The 14,940-nt window shown below is 70.7% G+C and carries 14 protein-coding genes; 1 reads left to right on the top strand and 13 read right to left on the bottom strand.

The window, feature by feature from the left end; genetic code table 11:
* Positions 1 to 12: 12 nt before the first annotated feature.
* The 12 genes from AC067M_RS20245 to AC067M_RS20300 all read right to left on the bottom strand — a co-directional run bounded on the left by AC067M_RS20245 (position 13) and on the right by AC067M_RS20300 (position 12,538).
* The gene (locus AC067M_RS20245) at positions 13 to 1,119 is read right to left on the bottom strand and encodes an aliphatic sulfonate ABC transporter substrate-binding protein (protein ID WP_478698368.1); all 1,107 of its coding nucleotides are present in this window, start codon (positions 1,117 to 1,119) and stop codon (positions 13 to 15) included.
* 220 nt (positions 1,120 to 1,339) lie between these two features.
* Positions 1,340 to 2,674 (bottom strand): sulfate adenylyltransferase subunit 1, encoded by a 1,335-nt coding sequence (locus AC067M_RS20250; RefSeq protein WP_478698369.1) that lies wholly within the window; start codon positions 2,672 to 2,674, stop codon positions 1,340 to 1,342.
* 2 nt (positions 2,675 to 2,676) lie between these two features.
* The gene (gene cysD / locus AC067M_RS20255) at positions 2,677 to 3,621 is read right to left on the bottom strand and encodes a sulfate adenylyltransferase subunit CysD (RefSeq protein WP_478698370.1); all 945 of its coding nucleotides are present in this window, start codon (positions 3,619 to 3,621) and stop codon (positions 2,677 to 2,679) included.
* Positions 3,618 to 4,187 (bottom strand): adenylyl-sulfate kinase, encoded by a 570-nt coding sequence (cysC, locus tag AC067M_RS20260; protein WP_478698371.1) that lies wholly within the window; start codon positions 4,185 to 4,187, stop codon positions 3,618 to 3,620. The genes cysD and cysC overlap by 4 nt, the downstream gene beginning before the upstream one ends.
* A complete protein-coding gene (locus AC067M_RS20265; RefSeq protein WP_478698372.1) occupies positions 4,184 to 4,894 on the bottom strand; it encodes a phosphoadenylyl-sulfate reductase in 711 nt (236 codons plus the stop codon). Before AC067M_RS20265 ends, cysC begins: the two co-directional genes overlap by 4 nt.
* Complete coding sequence (locus tag AC067M_RS20270) at positions 4,891 to 5,070, bottom strand: hypothetical protein (RefSeq protein ID WP_478698373.1); 180 nt, start codon at positions 5,068 to 5,070, stop codon at positions 4,891 to 4,893. Before AC067M_RS20270 ends, AC067M_RS20265 begins: the two co-directional genes overlap by 4 nt.
* Positions 5,071 to 5,098: 28 nt before the next feature.
* The gene (locus tag AC067M_RS20275) at positions 5,099 to 6,796 is read right to left on the bottom strand and encodes a nitrite/sulfite reductase (RefSeq protein ID WP_478698374.1); all 1,698 of its coding nucleotides are present in this window, start codon (positions 6,794 to 6,796) and stop codon (positions 5,099 to 5,101) included.
* Positions 6,797 to 6,932: 136 nt separating this feature from the next.
* Positions 6,933 to 7,016 carry a putative leader peptide gene (locus tag AC067M_RS20280; RefSeq protein ID WP_361451897.1) on the bottom strand — a complete coding sequence of 28 codons (84 nt, stop codon included), beginning with the start codon at positions 7,014 to 7,016 and terminating at the stop codon, positions 6,933 to 6,935.
* A gap of 127 nt (positions 7,017 to 7,143) precedes the next feature.
* Entirely contained in the window at positions 7,144 to 7,716 is a 573-nt protein-coding gene (locus AC067M_RS20285; protein WP_478698375.1) for a GNAT family N-acetyltransferase, read from the bottom strand.
* Positions 7,717 to 7,789: 73 nt separating this feature from the next.
* The gene (locus AC067M_RS20290) at positions 7,790 to 9,103 is read right to left on the bottom strand and encodes a hypothetical protein (RefSeq protein ID WP_478698376.1); all 1,314 of its coding nucleotides are present in this window, start codon (positions 9,101 to 9,103) and stop codon (positions 7,790 to 7,792) included.
* Between the two features lie 190 nt (positions 9,104 to 9,293).
* Entirely contained in the window at positions 9,294 to 10,613 is a 1,320-nt protein-coding gene (locus tag AC067M_RS20295; protein WP_478698377.1) for a GAF domain-containing protein, read from the bottom strand.
* A gap of 284 nt (positions 10,614 to 10,897) precedes the next feature.
* A complete protein-coding gene (locus AC067M_RS20300) occupies positions 10,898 to 12,538 on the bottom strand; it encodes an acyl-CoA dehydrogenase family protein (protein WP_478698378.1) in 1,641 nt (546 codons plus the stop codon).
* A 331-nt stretch (positions 12,539 to 12,869) separates the two neighbouring features.
* Here AC067M_RS20300 and AC067M_RS20305 point away from each other — a divergent pair, with 331 nt between their 5' ends.
* Positions 12,870 to 14,030, top strand: coding sequence for a YihY/virulence factor BrkB family protein (locus AC067M_RS20305; protein WP_478698379.1), 1,161 nt, complete (start codon positions 12,870 to 12,872; stop codon positions 14,028 to 14,030).
* Positions 14,031 to 14,036: 6 nt separating this feature from the next.
* Here the strand turns inward: AC067M_RS20305 and AC067M_RS20310 are convergent, their stop codons facing one another.
* Positions 14,037 to 14,876 (bottom strand): SDR family oxidoreductase, encoded by an 840-nt coding sequence (locus AC067M_RS20310; RefSeq protein WP_478698380.1) that lies wholly within the window; start codon positions 14,874 to 14,876, stop codon positions 14,037 to 14,039.
* Between the last annotated feature and the right edge of the window lie 64 nt (positions 14,877 to 14,940).

A 14,940-nucleotide genomic window follows, 5' to 3' on the forward strand; every position in this document is an offset into this window, starting at 1 on the left:
CGGGATTCGGGCTTACTTGACGCCGAGACCGGCGTCGTCGACCGTGCTCGCGCCCTCGGCCTTGAGGACCTTGTTCAGCAGCGTGAGGTCATAGATGCCGTCCAGCTTCGGGTTCTCCAGGAGACCGGCCTTGACCGCGTGCTCCGCCTCGGTGTTGAGGGTGGCGGCCAGCGGGTCGTCGGTGAACTGGATGGACTTCCACGCCGGGTCCAGGACCTCGGCGGGCAGGGCCTTGCCGGAGTCCGTCTTGAGCTGCGCGTTCGCCGCCGTCTTCGCCTCGTCCGGGTTGGCGTTGATCCACTTGTTGGCGTCGACGGACGCCTTCAGCACGGCCTCGACGGCCTCCGGGTGCTCCTTGAGGAAGGCCTGGCGCACGATGATGTTCGTGATCACGAACTTCTTGTCCGGCCACAGGTCGCCCTCGTCGAGGATCACCTTCGCGCCCTCGGCGACCAGCTTGGACGCGGTCGGCTCCGGAACCCAGGCACCGTCGATGGAACCGGACTTGTAGGCGTCGGGGGTGACCTTGTTGTCGGTGCGCACGACCGACACGTCGCCCTTGCCGCTCTCCGCGTCGACCTTCCAGCCCTGCTCGGCGATCCAGTTGAGGAACGCCACGTCCTGCGTGTTGCCGAGCTGCGGCGTCGCGATCTTCTTGCCCTTGACGTCCTTCAGGGACTTGATCTTCTTCGGGTTGACGACGAGCTTCACACCGCCGGACGCCGCACCGCCGATGATGCGCAGGTTCTTGCCGTCGGACTTGGTGTAGCCGTTGATCGCCGGGGAGGGGCCGATCCAGCCGATGTCGATGGCACCGGAGTTCAGGGCCTCGATCTCGGACGGACCCGCGTTGAACACCTGGTACTTGGCCTCGGTGGCGCCGAGCGCCTTCTGGAAGTACCCCTTGTTCCGGCCGACGAGCGCGGTCCCGTGGGTCAGGTTGCCGAAGTAGCCGATCTTGACGGAGTCGAGACCGTCGGTCTTCTTCGCCCCGGCGGCGACCTTCTGGGCGGCCGGCTTGTCCTCGGCCTTCGAGCCGTAGCCGCAGGCGGCGAGGGTCAGCAGGGGGAGCGCGACGATCACCGCGAGGGAGCGGCGGAATGCGGTTGTGGCAGGCACGGGAGGTGTTCCTCTCGATGGCCCGGCGGTCACGGTCTCTCAGGTCGTGGCCGGGAGGTCGGCAGGTCTTCGCTTGCGGTGGGGGGTGAGGGCGCGCAGGCAGTGCGCGTACGTCACCGCACACATCGCGCGACCCCGCCCTGCCCGCTGCCGAGGGCGCCGCTGCCGACGCGGCCGCCCTCCTTGGCGAACGTCGAGTAGAAGTCGGTGGAGTCCATGCTCAGAAGTCCCACCCGTCGTCCTCGGCCTCGTCCTTGACGGGCTCCGGGGACGCGAACGACTCGCCGACCATGCCCGCGGTGAGCGTGGTGCCGTCGGCGGGGTCGATGAGGATGAACGAGCCGGTGCGGCGCGAGTCGGAGTAGGAGTCGACCGGCAGCGGCTCGGCGGTACGGATCTTCACCCGGCCGATGTCGTTGGCGACGAGCTGTCCCGGGTGCGGGTGCAGGGACAGGTCGTCGAGCGTGAGACGGGACGGGATGTCCTTGACGATGGCCTTGACCGTGCGGGTGCCGTGCTTGAGCAGCACCCGGTGGCCGACGGTCAGCGGGGCGTCGGCGACATGGCAGACCGTGGCCTCGACGTCCTGCGTGGTCGCCGGGGCGTCCTTGCTGGGCACGATCAGATCGCCGCGCGAGACGTCGATGTCGTCCTCGAGCAGGACGGTCACCGACTGCGTGGTCCAGGCGACGTCGACCGGCTCGCCGAGCAGGTCGATTCCCGAGATCCGTGTCGTACGGCCGGACGGCAGCACCGTGACCTGCTCACCGACCCGGAACGAACCGGCCGCGATCTGACCCGCGTAGCCCCGGTAGTCCGGGTGCTCCGAGGTCTGCGGGCGGATCACGTACTGCACGGGCAGGCGGGCGTGGCAGTGCGCCAGGTCGTGGGCGACCGGCACCGTCTCCAGGTGCTCGAGCACCGTCGGACCGCCGTACCAGTCCATGTTCCCGGACGCGTCCACGACGTTGTCGCCGGCGAGCGCCGAGATCGGGATCGCGGTGACCTCCGGGACGCCCAGCTCGGTCGCGTACGCCGTGAACTCCTCGGCGATCGCGGCGAACACGGACTCCTCGTACTCGACGAGGTCCATCTTGTTGACGGCGAGGACGACGTGCGGCACGCGCAGCAGCGCCGCGATCGCGGCGTGCCGGCGGGTCTGCTCGACGACGCCGTTGCGGGCGTCGACGAGGATCACCGTCAGCTCGGCGGTCGACGCGCCCGTGACCATGTTCCGCGTGTACTGCACGTGGCCCGGCGTGTCCGCGAGGATGAACCGGCGGCGCGGGGTGGCGAAGTAGCGGTAGGCCACGTCGATGGTGATGCCCTGCTCGCGCTCGGCGCGCAGACCGTCCGTGAGCAGCGCGAGGTCGGGGCCCTCGGCTCCGCGGCTCGCGGAGGCGCGCTCCACGGCCTCCAGCTGGTCGGTGAGGATCGACTTGGAGTCGTGCAGCAGGCGTCCGACGAGCGTGGACTTGCCGTCGTCGACGGAACCGGCGGTGGCGAACCGCAGGAGGGTGGTCTCCGAGAGCGCCTCGGTCGTGATCGTGCTCATGCTTAGAAGTACCCCTCGCGCTTGCGGTCTTCCATCGCGGCCTCGGACATCTTGTCGTCGGCGCGAGTGGCGCCGCGCTCGGTGAGCCGGGAGGCGGCGATCTCGGTGATGACCTGCTCCAGCGTCACCGCGTCGGAGTCGACGGCACCCGTGCAGGACATGTCACCGACGGTCCGGTAGCGCACGAGGCGCTTCTCGACGGTCTCGCTGTCCTTGGGGCCGCCCCACTCACCGGCGGTCAGCCACATCCCGGCCCGCTGGAACACCTCCCGCTCGTGCGCGAAGTAGATCTCCGGCAGCTCGATGCCCTCACGGGCGATGTACTGCCAGACGTCCAGCTCGGTCCAGTTGCTGAGCGGGAACACCCGTACGTGCTCGCCGGGCGCGTGCCGCCCGTTGTACAGGTTCCACAGCTCGGGCCGCTGCCGGCGCGGGTCCCACTGCGAGAACTCGTCGCGCAGCGAGAACACCCGCTCCTTGGCGCGCGCCTTCTCCTCGTCGCGACGGCCGCCGCCGAAGACCGCGTCGAACTTCTCCGACTGGATCTTCTCCGTCAGCGGCAGCGTCTGCAGCGGGTTGCGGGTGCCGTCGGGACGCTCGCGCAGCACACCCCGGTCGATGTAGTCCTGCACGGAGGCGACGTGCAGCCGCAGCCCGTGCCGGGCGACCGTACGGTCCCGGTACTCGAGGACCTCGGGGAAGTTGTGCCCGGTGTCCACGTGCAGCAGCGAGAACGGAACCGACGCCGGCGCGAACGCCTTCAGCGCCAGGTGCAGCATGACGATGGAGTCCTTGCCGCCGGAGAACAGGATCACCGGGTTCTCGAACTCGCCCGCCACCTCGCGGAAGATGTGCACCGCCTCGGACTCCAGCGCGTCCAGGTGGCTGAGGGCGTACGAGCTGTCCGTGCCCTCGTCGCCCTCCTTGACCTTCGCGACGGTCGTCATGCCAGTCCCCTTTCGCTGAGCAGGGCGTACACCGACGCCGCGGACTCCTGCACGGTCTGGTTCTGCGACTCGATCCGCAGATCGGGCGACTCGGGCTCCTCGTACGGGTCGTCGACCCCGGTGAGCCCCGTCAGTTCGCCCGCGGCCTGCTTGGCGTACAGACCCTTCACATCGCGTACGGAGCACACCTCGACCGGAGTCGCCACGTGCACCTCGAGGTACGCCGTCCCGCCCTGCTGGTGCCGCTTGCGCACGGCGTCCCGGCTGTCGGTGTACGGCGCGATCACGGGGACGAGCACCTTGACGCCGTTACGGGCCAGCAGCTCGGCGACGAAGCCGATGCGCTGCACGTTGGTGTGCCGGTCCTCGCGGGTGAAGCCGAGGCCCGCCGAGATGAACTCGCGGATCTCGTCCCCGTCGAGCACCTCGACGAGGTGGCCCTCCTCGCGCAGCCGGCCGGCCAGCTCGTACGCGATGGTGGTCTTGCCGGCACTCGGCAGACCCGTGAGCCAGACGGTGGCTCCGGTCGTCACGTGATTCTCCTGCTTCTCGGTGGGGATCGTCATCCGTGCAGTCCGCACTCGGTCTTGGACCGTCCGGCCCAGCGACCGGCCCGCGCGTCCTCGCCCTCCAGGACGCGGCGGGTGCAGGGGGCGCAGCCGACGGAGGCGTAGCCGTCCATCAGCAGCGGGTTGGTGAGCACCCCGTGTTCGGCGACATAGGCGTCCACGTCGTCCTGGGTCCAGCGGGCGATGGGGGAGACCTTGACCTTGCCCCGCTTCTCGTCCCAGCCGACGACCGGGGTGTTCGCCCGGGTCGGCGACTCGTCGCGGCGCAGACCGGTCGCCCAGGCCTGGTAGCCCTTGAGCCCCTCTTCGAGAGGCTGCACCTTGCGCAGCTTGCAGCACAGGTCGGGGTCGCGGTCGTGCAGCTTCGGACCGTGCTCCGCGTCCTGCTCGGCGACCGTCTGGCGCGGGGTGAGGGTGATGACGTTGACGTCCATCACCGCCTCGACCGCGTCCCGGGTGCCGATGGTCTCGGGGAAGTGGTAGCCGGTGTCGAGGAAGACGACGTCCACGCCCTTGAGGACACGGGACGCCAGATGCGCCACCACAGCGTCCTCCATCGACGAGGTCACGCAGAAACGCCTGCCGAAGGTGTCCACCGCCCACTGGAGGATCTCCAGCGCGGAGGCGTCCTCCAGGTCACGGCCGGCCTGCTCGGCCAGCGCCTTCAGCTCCTCGGCGGTCCGTTCTTCCTGAGCCGTGGTCATATGCGGTCCCCTCCATCGTCGGCTCGCTGAACTCCCCGGGCCAGCAGCCCGAGGAACTTCAGCTGGAATGCGCGACTGCACGCCGCGCATTCCCAGGCGCCGTGACTCTGCTCGCTCGGACGCAGGTCCTCGTCGCCGCAGTAGGGGCAGTAGAAGGGGGCGGCCCGCTCGCTCATACTGCGTCCTTCGTTTCGTTCGCCGCGCTCACGAAAGGGCCTCCTCGGAAGCGCGCGCGGCCCACGTCGCGAACCGCTCGCCGTCCTCGCGCTCCGCCTGGAAGCGCGTGAGGACCCGCTCGACGTAGTCCGGCAGCTCCTCCGAGGTCACCTTCAGACCGCGGACCTTGCGGCCGAAGCCGGCCTCCAGGCCGAGCGCGCCGCCCAGGTGCACCTGGTAGCCCTCGACCTGCTCGCCCCGGTCGTTGAGCATGAGCTGGCCCTTGAGACCGATGTCCGCCACCTGGATACGGGCGCAGGCGTTCGGGCAGCCGTTGAGGTTGATGGTGATCGGCTCGTCGAAGTCCGGGATACGGCGCTCCAGTTCGTCGATCAGCGCGGCGCCGCGCGCCTTCGTCTCGACGATGGCGAGCTTGCAGTACTCGATGCCGGTGCAGGCCATGGTGCCGCGCCGGAAGGGGGAGGGCTTGGCGGTGAGGTCCAGCGCCTCCAGCGCCTCGACGAGGGAGTCGACCTGCGCCTCCTCGACGTCGAGCACGATCATCTTCTGCTCGACGGTCGTACGGACCCGGCCCGAGCCGTGCGCCTCGGCGACCTCGGAGATCTTCGTCAGGGTGGCGCCGTCCACGCGGCCGACCCGCGGGGCGAACCCGACGTAGAAACGGCCGTCCTTCTGCCGGTGCACACCGATGTGGTCGCGCCAGCGCTCCACGGGCTGGGCCGGCGCGGGGCCGTCGACCAGCTCGCGCTTGAGGTACTCGTCCTGGAGGACTTGGCGGAACTTCTCCGCGCCCCAGTCGGCGACCAGGAACTTCAGGCGGGCCTTCGTACGAAGGCGCCGGTAGCCGTAGTCGCGGAAGATGCCGATCACGCCGGCCCAGACGTCCGGGACCTCATCCGCCGGGACCCAGGCGCCGAGCCGGACGCCGATCTTCGGGTTGGTGGACAGGCCGCCGCCGACCCACAGGTCGAAGCCGGGGCCGTGCTCGGGGTGCTCGACGCCGACGAACGCCACGTCGTTGATCTCGTGGGCGACGTCGAGGAGCGGGGAGCCGGAGATCGCCGTCTTGAACTTGCGGGGCAGGTTGGAGAATTCCTTGCTGCCGATGAACCGCCGGTGGATCTCGTCGATGGCCTGGGTGCCGTCGACGATCTCGTCCTCGGCGATCCCGGCGACCGGCGAGCCGATGACGACACGCGGGGTGTCGCCGCAGGCCTCGGTCGTGGACAGGCCGACCGCCTCCAGGCGGTTCCAGATCTCGGGCACGTCCTCGATGCGGATCCAGTGCAGCTGGATGTTCTGTCGGTCGGTGATGTCGGCGGTGCCGCGCGCGAACTCCTGCGAGATCTCGCCGATGACCCGCAGCTGGCGGGTGGTCAGCCGGCCGCCGTCGATACGGACGCGCAGCATGAAGAACTTGTCGTCCAGCTCCTCCGGCTCCAGGATCGCGGTCTTGCCGCCGTCGATCCCGGGCTTGCGCTGGGTGTACAGGCCCCACCAGCGCATCCGGCCGCGCAGGTCGTTGGGGTCGATCGAGTCGAAGCCCCGCTTGGAGTAGATCGTCTCAATACGTGTCCGTACGTTGAGACCGTCGTCGTCCTTCTTGAACTGCTCGTTGCCGTTGAGCGGGGTGAAGTGACCCGCGGCCCACTGACCCTCACCGCGGTGACGGCTCACCTTGCGGCGGGGCGCGGAGGCGGCAGGGTTCTGCGGGGTGGCGGCCATGGTTGTTAGTCCTTCGGGACAGGCGGAAAGCGGCTCTGACCTGCGCATGCGGGCGCGTGGGGATGCGTGCGGGCATACGTGCGCGTCATTGCGCAGGGGGAGGCTGGATCAGGGGGTGTCGGTGCTGCCGGGGCTCTCAGCTCGCCCGACAGATGGCGCTGGACATGCGGCCGAGGTCGACGTGCCGCCGACTCACCAAGGCAATTCCAGTTCCAGACATGACGGAAGCGTGTCATGGCGATCTGGACAGAGTCCAGCTTCGTCCATCATCCGGACACCCTTGTCTTGGCAGGCGAGACAAGGGTGTTGTCGGTCACACGGCGTGCCCGCCGTCTTGTCCCCGCAGGTCAGGCCGGGTAGGCACCGGGCCAGGGGCCGGGCGCGGGCGCCTCCCGCTCCTCCTCGACATTGGTGTCGAACAGCTTGAACCCGCGGCGCTGGTAGTTGTCCATCGCGTGCTCGCCGTCCTTGCTGCAGGTGTGCAGCCACACCCGCTTCGTCTGCGCCAGCCCCGGCCAGCGGTCCGCGAGGTCCCAGGCGCGGGCGGTGCCGTACGAGAGCAGGTGGCCGCCGATCCGGCGCCCGCGGAAGGCCGGGATCAGCCCGAAGTACGCGATCTCCACGACCCCGTCGTCCTGCGGCTCGACCTCCACGTACCCGGCGGGGGTGCCGTGGTCGTAGGCCACCCAGGTCTCCACGCCCGGCCGGTCCAGATGCTCCTGCCAGCGCGCGTACGTCCAGCTGAGCCGGTCGATCCAGCGGATGTCGCCGCCGACGGAGGCGTACAGGAAGCGGCTGAACTCGGGCGAGGGCACCTCGGAGCGGACGATGCGGACGTCGCCCTCCGGTGCGGCGGCCGGAAGGAGGTCGCTCGGCGCGGTCTGCTCGAGGGACCAGGTGGTGACGGCGATGTTGGGCATAGCGGCCAGGGAATCATCCCGCTCGCCGGTCTGTCGACGCAGGCCGGTGACTCCTGCCGGTGGAGGCCGGTGCCTACTGCCGGTCCAGCTCCTCGTCCAGTGACTTCTCGATCGACGCCAGCGGCAGCGCGAACAGCACCCGCCCCGACTGCGTCCAGACCTCGCCGGTCGACTCCCAGTAGGAGAGGGACTCCGTCTGACCGCTCCAGCAGCGGTGTGTCTCCTCGGCCCCGCACTGTGCGGCCTTCGCGCCGTTGCGGTCCTGCCGCCACAGCGTCCCGCGCCGGTCCCGGGCGCCGTCCGCCGTACGGCTGACGTACCAGGCGGAGCGGTACGACAGCACGCCCCGGACCTCGGTCGCCTTCGTCCCGTACACCTCGTCGGCGTCCACGTGCCCGGAGGAGTCGGTGGCGAGGAGCCCGGCGCGGTCGTCGCCCGGGCTGAACGAGTAGCGCCACAGCCGGGCGCGCCGGTCGCCGCCGTCGAGGGTCCACTCGCTCGCGACCAGACTGTCCGGCGCCGTGCTGCGGTCGAGGGAGACGGATCCGGGGTGCGGGGCATCCGCGCCGCCGGCCACCCGGTAGGAGCCGACGGCCGGCATGGCGAACCGGTACCCGTGCGCCGACCAGCCGCCGCGCACCCGGCCCACCGCATCGCCGGTCACGGTGGCGCGCTGGATGCGGGCCATGTCGTAGACGTAGAGCGCGTTGGAGTCCCCGTCGTCGGCGGTGACCAGCAGCTTGCCCTGGTACCAGACCATGCCGGAGACATGGGAGGTGAGCGGCCGGTAGTCGCGTCCGCCATCGACCGGGACGACGAGCAGGACCCAGGTGTAGGTGAGGTGGCCGGGGTCGCTCGCGTCGACGAAGGCGACCCGGGCGAGGCCCTTGTCGGCCGCCGGGCCGCCGCTGCGGGTCCAGCCGGAGAGGATGACGCGGTTCGCGCCCCAGCGGCCGTCGTCGTCCGCGTCCCCGGAGGTGGTGATCGCGCCGGCCCGCCAGCCGCTGGTGTCGTCGGTGTTCCAGCAGTACGCGCTCGTGGCCACCGGGGCGACGGGCAGCGCCCTGCGCTCGGCGTCCGTGCAGTCGATCGCGTCGCGCAGGCTGCGGTCGGCGCCCTCGAGGACGGTGGTGACACCGACGGGCCGGCCCATCTCCTTCGCGAGCCGGTCAAGGGAGGCCTGCGGCTCGAGCTCCTCCGTCAGCCGCAACGGACGGCTCTCGGTGGACGAGGTGAGCTGCTTCAACGCCCCGGGACTGTCGGTGACCGTGGCCTGGGACGCGCTGATCATGGTGGCGGCGGCGGTGAGTGCGAGGGCGGTCCCGGCGAGGAAGGCGCGCAGTGCCCTGCCCCGTCTGCGTCGGCGGTGTCTGCCACGATGCTTCATCGATCCTCCCGAGGCGGGCCAACTGCGCCTCATGATCCGTACGTTGACTGAGGAACAGGTGGGGTGGCCCGTAGGGGATGCTACGGCAGTGGGGAGTCTCTTCGGAGGAAGACCTCGCAAATATGCGGAAGATGCCACCCTGTGCACCATTTCAGGGGGCTGACCCGGGCAACTGGCCTAAGTTTCTGCCCTACGGTCGGCGCGTTGCGCCGCGTCGGCCGGGCGAACGCGACGCCGACGCCCGTGCGGCGAGCACGTTCGGCGCCGTCGAGTGCGGCAACAGGTCGCGGGGGTCGGGCGGGAGGAGCAGTTCGACCTCCGCCTGCTCGCAGAAACGATACGGTCGGTGTTCCAGCAGGCCCCCGAGATACCGCCGCACCCGCGACATCTCGGCCCGCACCGTCACCGTACGGGCCGGATCGCCGAACACCTCCTCCGCCAGCCGGGCGGCCCCGAACCCGGTGCGGTGCGTCGCCAGCAGGAACAACAACTCGGCGTGCCGGGGACTCAGTTCGTGCGACCAGGAGCCCGCCTCCGCCGACACCGTCACCGACCAGCGGCGCGGCTGCGTCAGGTCCAGCACGATCCGGGTCGCACCGCGCGCCACCGCCTCGTCGTCGGCCCGCACCAGCCAGCCGTCGGCCAGCGGCTCCACCGAGCACAGCCCGAGCGCCGGCAGCCACCTGCGGCCCGCCGACGGCGACTTGGGCAGCGCCACCCGGCTCGTGTACGGCATCCCCGTCACCGCCGCCGTCCAGCCGTCCCGGTCCACCACCACCGCCCGGCCGCCCAGCCGCGCCAGCACCGGCGCCGCCACCGCTCGCAGCCGCTCCAGCGAGGACAGGTGCACCTCCCGCAGCCGGGCCTCCGCGAGCTTGGCCACCGAGGTGACCCAGGCCAGCGTCGCCGGATGCATCGTCTCCAGCGGACCGCTCACGTCCACGACACCGATCAGCCGCCCGTCCCGGGGGTCGATGATCGGCGCGCCCGTACAGGTCCAGGTGGTCTGCGACCGCACGAAGTGCTCACCGGCGAACACCTGGACCGGCCGGCGCACCACCGCGGGCGTGCCCACGCCGTTGGTGCCCACCACGTCCTCGCGCCAGTCGGCGCCGAGCTCGAACCCGATCCTGTCGGCCTTGCGCAGCACGGGGGAGGAGCCCTCCCGCCACAGCACCCGGCCGTCCGCGTCGGCGACGACCATGATGTGGTGGGCGACGTCCGCGACCGACAACAGCCCCTCCCGCAGCACCGGCAGCACATGCCGCAGCGGCGTCTCCTCCCGCCGCCGCCGCACCTCGTCCGAGGTGAGCAGCCGCGAACTGAAACCGTGATCCGGATCGACGCCCCGGCGCAGTACACGCTCCCAGGACTGTTCGATCACCGGGCGGGCGGGAATACGCGCGCGCTGCCCGGCGAGCTTGGCGGCGCGCACCTCGCTGAGCATCCGCGCCGCCCGCGCCGCGTCCACGACGGCGAGTTGCGCCACGTTGACCGGAGGGTTCGCCACTGGTCCTCCCCAAGCACGTACGGACAACCGGTTGTTCAGCCATCCGGACGACGGTTTCCGGCCCTGACTGTGGCCTCTCATACTGCCGTCCTCCGGTGACGGAGGGACACAGTCCGGACACAGAGACCAGAAAGTTGCAACCCCCTGCAACTCTGGTGAACCTTCATGCGGGGGCAGAGACTTGAGCCACGCCGTCCCGAGCGGCGTTCTGGCCTCGCAGGGCCTATGCGGCGGGGGTGGTGCCGTGTCGGCGCAGCACCACCCCCGCTTTCTGTCGTCCCGGCTCAGGACACCGGGCGCGCCCGTTCCACCAGCGCGGCCAGGTCGAGGGTGTGCGGCAGCGTCCCGAAGGCCGCGCCCCCGTCGCCGCCCAGCCGCGAGGCACAGAACGCGTCGGCGACCTGCGGCGGCGCATACCGCACGAGCAGCGCACCCTGGAGCACCAGTGCGAGCCGCTCCGTCAGCCGCCGGGCCCGCCCCTCCACCCCCTCCAGATCGGCCAGTTCCGTCAACACGTTCTTGATCGCCCCGTCCAGCCGGTGATCGGCACCGCGCGCATGCCCGATCTCCTTCAGAAAGGCGTTCAGCGCCGGCGGCTCACGGCGCAACGCCCGCAGCACGTCCAGCGCCTGCACATTGCCCGCGCCCTCCCAGATCGAGTTCAGCGGCGACTCGCGCACCAGACGCGGCATCCCCGACTCCTCGACGTAGCCGTTGCCGCCCAGGCACTCCGACGCCTCCACCGCCACCGGCGCACACCGCTTGGTCACCCAGTACTTGGCCGTCGGCACCGCGATCCGAAGGAACGCCAGCTCCTCCTCCCCGCCGTCGTCGTACGCGGCCGCGAGCCGCAGCGCGAGCGTCGTCGCCGCCTCCGACTCCAGCGCAAGATCGGCCAGTACGTTGCGCATCAACGGCTTGTCGACGAGCTTTCCGCCGAACGCCTCCCGGTACGTGCAGTGGTGGATCGCCTGCGCCACGGCCTGCCGCATCAGCCCCGCCGAGCCCAGCACGCAGTCCAACCGGGTCGCCGCGACCATCTCGATGATGGTCCGCACCCCGCGCCCCTCCTCACCGACCCGGCGCGCCCACGTCCCGTCGAACTCGACCTCGGCGGAGGCGTTCGAGCGGTTGCCCAGCTTGTCCTTCAGCCGCTGGATGAGGAACGTGTTGCGGGAGCCGTCCTCCAGCACGCGCGGCACGAGGAAGCAGGTGAGACCCCCTTCCCCCTTGACGGGGGATGCCTGGGCCAGCACCAGGAACCCGTCCGACATGGGTGCCGAGCAGAACCACTTGTGCCCGGTCAGCTCGTACGTCCCGTCCTCCGCGAGCGGCGCGGCCACCGTCGTGTTGGCCCGTACGTCGCTGCCGCCCTGTTTCTCCGTCATCCCCATCCCGAACAGCGCCCCCGCCTTGTGGCGGGCGGGCCGCAGCTCACGGTCGTAGATCGTGGACGTCAGGCGGGGCTCCCACTCGGCGGCGAGCGCGGGATCCGTACGCAGGGCGGGCACGGCCGCGTGGGTCATCGACAGCGGGCAGCCGTTGCCCGCCTCGGCCTGCGTCCAGACCAGGAAAGCGGCCGCCCGCCGCACATGCCCGCCCGGCCGCGTCCAGGCCGCGGTCAGACCCGCGGCGACGCCCTTGCCGAGCAGACGGTGCCAGGCCGGATGGAAGTCGACCTCGTCGAGGCGCCGGCCGTGGCGGTCGTGGGTACGCAGCCGCGGCGGGAACTCGTTCGCCTGCGCCGCCCACTCCTGCACCTGCGCCGACCCGGCCGACCGCCCCAGCCCCGACAGCTCACCCAGCACCTCCTCCACCAGCCCGGGCTCCAGATGCCGCTCCACCGCCTCCGCCAGGACACGATCAGCCGAGAAGACGTCATACCCCACCAGCCCCGGTGGCTGGTTGGTCACCGTGTGTGCCATGCAGCGAACCTACCGTTCCTCGACACTGAGCGGGAATGAGTCCTGTTGACAGGAGTCGTGCTCAGCCGTGTACCCCGAACGGTGCCGGGCGCGCTGGTTCCCCGCGTCCGCTCCGCGTCCGGCGTCCGCGTCGTGGCGAGTGGTCCTACGGTTGTCGCTGGTGAGGGGATTTTGATACCGGTTCGGTCGGCCATTGAGGTGAGCCGCGGGTACGGACCGCCACTCCCTCGGGCCCCACGACGAACGGCTCCGCCGTCTTGAGGGGGGAGGCCGGGGCGGGAGGCCCTGGCCGGGGATGAGTGGGGGCTCGTATGGCGGATACCTTTAGGGCGTGCAGCAAGCAAGCCAGTCACCCGAGCAACCCGAGGGCGCCCCAGGGCGTCTCCACCGGGCGCGTGTCCTCTACCGAAACGTCTCCAAGCGCAGGACCACCTGGCTGCTCCTGAAGGACACCGTCAACTCCTGCATCGAGTACCGCATCCTCGGCCTCGCCGCCGAAGCCGCCTTCTTCACCCTGCTGTCCGTGCCGCCCCTGCTGCTCAGCATGATCGGACTCCTCGGCTACGTCGACGACTGGACCGGCACCGACTCCATCAGCAGCCTGGAGACCAACCTCCTGGAAGCCTCCCGCACCGTCCTGTCCGACAAGGGCGTCACCGAGATCGCCCAGCCGATCCTGGACGACGTGATGAAGGGCGGCCGCCCCGACGTCATCTCCATCGGCTTCCTCTTCGCGCTGTGGTCCGGCTCGCGCGCGGTGAACGTCTTCATAGACACCATCACCGTCATGTACGGCCTCGACGGCGTCCGCGGCATCGTCAAGACCCGGCTGGTGGCGTTCGCGCTGTTCATCGCGGCCCTGCTGATCGGCTCGATCGCGCTGCCGCTGATGGTCGCGGGCCCGGACGCGGTGGTGCGGATCGTGCCGTGGTCGACGACGGTGGTCCAGGTCCTGTACTGGCCCGTGGTGATCGTCCTGTCCATCGCCTTCCTCACCACCCTCTACCACGTCTCCGTCCCCGTGCGCTCCCCCTGGATCGAGGACGTCCCCGGCGCCCTCGTGGCCCTCGGCATGTGGGTCCTGGGCAGCTTCCTGCTGCGGATCTACCTGCAGAGCACCATCGAGGGCGCGACGATCTACGGCTCCCTCGCCGCCGCCGTCGCCGTACTGCTGTGGATCGGTATGTCCGCGTTCGCCGTCCTGGTCGGCGCCGCCGTCAACGCGGCGATCGACCGCGTCTGGCCGGCCGCCGCGACAGCCGCCGCCCGCGCCGCCAACGAACGCGCGCGCGAGGAGGAGGCCGCCGAGTACGTCGCTCGCATCGCCGCCGCCCGCGCCCACGAGGACCCCGACGACCCCGACATGCCGTCCGAGTTCCCCGAGCGCTGGTCCCGCTTCCTGCCACCGGAGGACGTGACCGGCCGGCTACGGACCCACGCGAAGAGCTCACCGAAGGTCAACGGCGAGGAGGACCACTCTCCGGAGAAGTAGGACGCCTCACGCCTTCCAGGCCCCCGCCGCCGCGGCCTCCCGCGCGAAGGCGCCGAAATCACGGGGCTCCCGTCCGAGGACACGCTGGACGCCGTCCGAGAGGTGGGCGTTGTGCCCGTCGAGCAGGGACTCGAACAGTTCGATCAAGAAGTCCACTTCCTGCTCCGGCACTCCGAAACCGGCCAGGTTCGCGCCGTACTCACGCGCTGAGACCGCCCGGTACGTGAACGCGCGCCCCGCCGCCGCACCGACCTCCGCCACCGCCTCCCCGAACGTCAGCAGCCGCGCCCCGGACACGTCGATCGCCTGCCCCACGTACCGGTCGCCGGACGTCAGCGCGGCCACCACGACATCCGCGATGTCCCGCACGTCGACGAACGGCTCCCGCACGTCGTCCTCCGCGGGAAACACCAGTTCCCCGCCCAGCCGCAACTCCTCCAGCAGCGGCCCCTCGCTGAAGTTCTGCGCGAACCACGAAGCCCGTACGACCGTCCAGTCGGCCCCCGACTCCCGCAGCGCCTCCTCGGTGGGCCGCGCCTGCTCCTCTCCCCGCGCCGACAGCAGCACCAGCCGCCGTACGCCCAGGGAGACCGCCTCGTGCGCGAGCCGCCCGACCGCGTCCGCCGCGTCCGGGGCGCCGACGTCCGACGGGTACACCAGGTACGCCGCGCCCGCGCCCCGCAGGACGTCCGCCCACGTCGACCGGTCCTCCCAGTCGAAGCCCCGCGCCCGCGACGCGGCCCGTACCGTCAGCCCCGCCGCGCGAGCGGCCTGCGCCACCCGGCTTCCCGTACGACCGGACGCACCGGTCACCACCACCGTCATGTTCCGTGTCTCTTCGGTCATGTCCCCAGTCAACTCACGGCCGCGCCGGGGTCCCATCGCTGAACGGCTCATTCCCATACGCGCC

It is taken from the genome of Streptomyces sp. NPDC043427 (assembly GCF_056436655.1).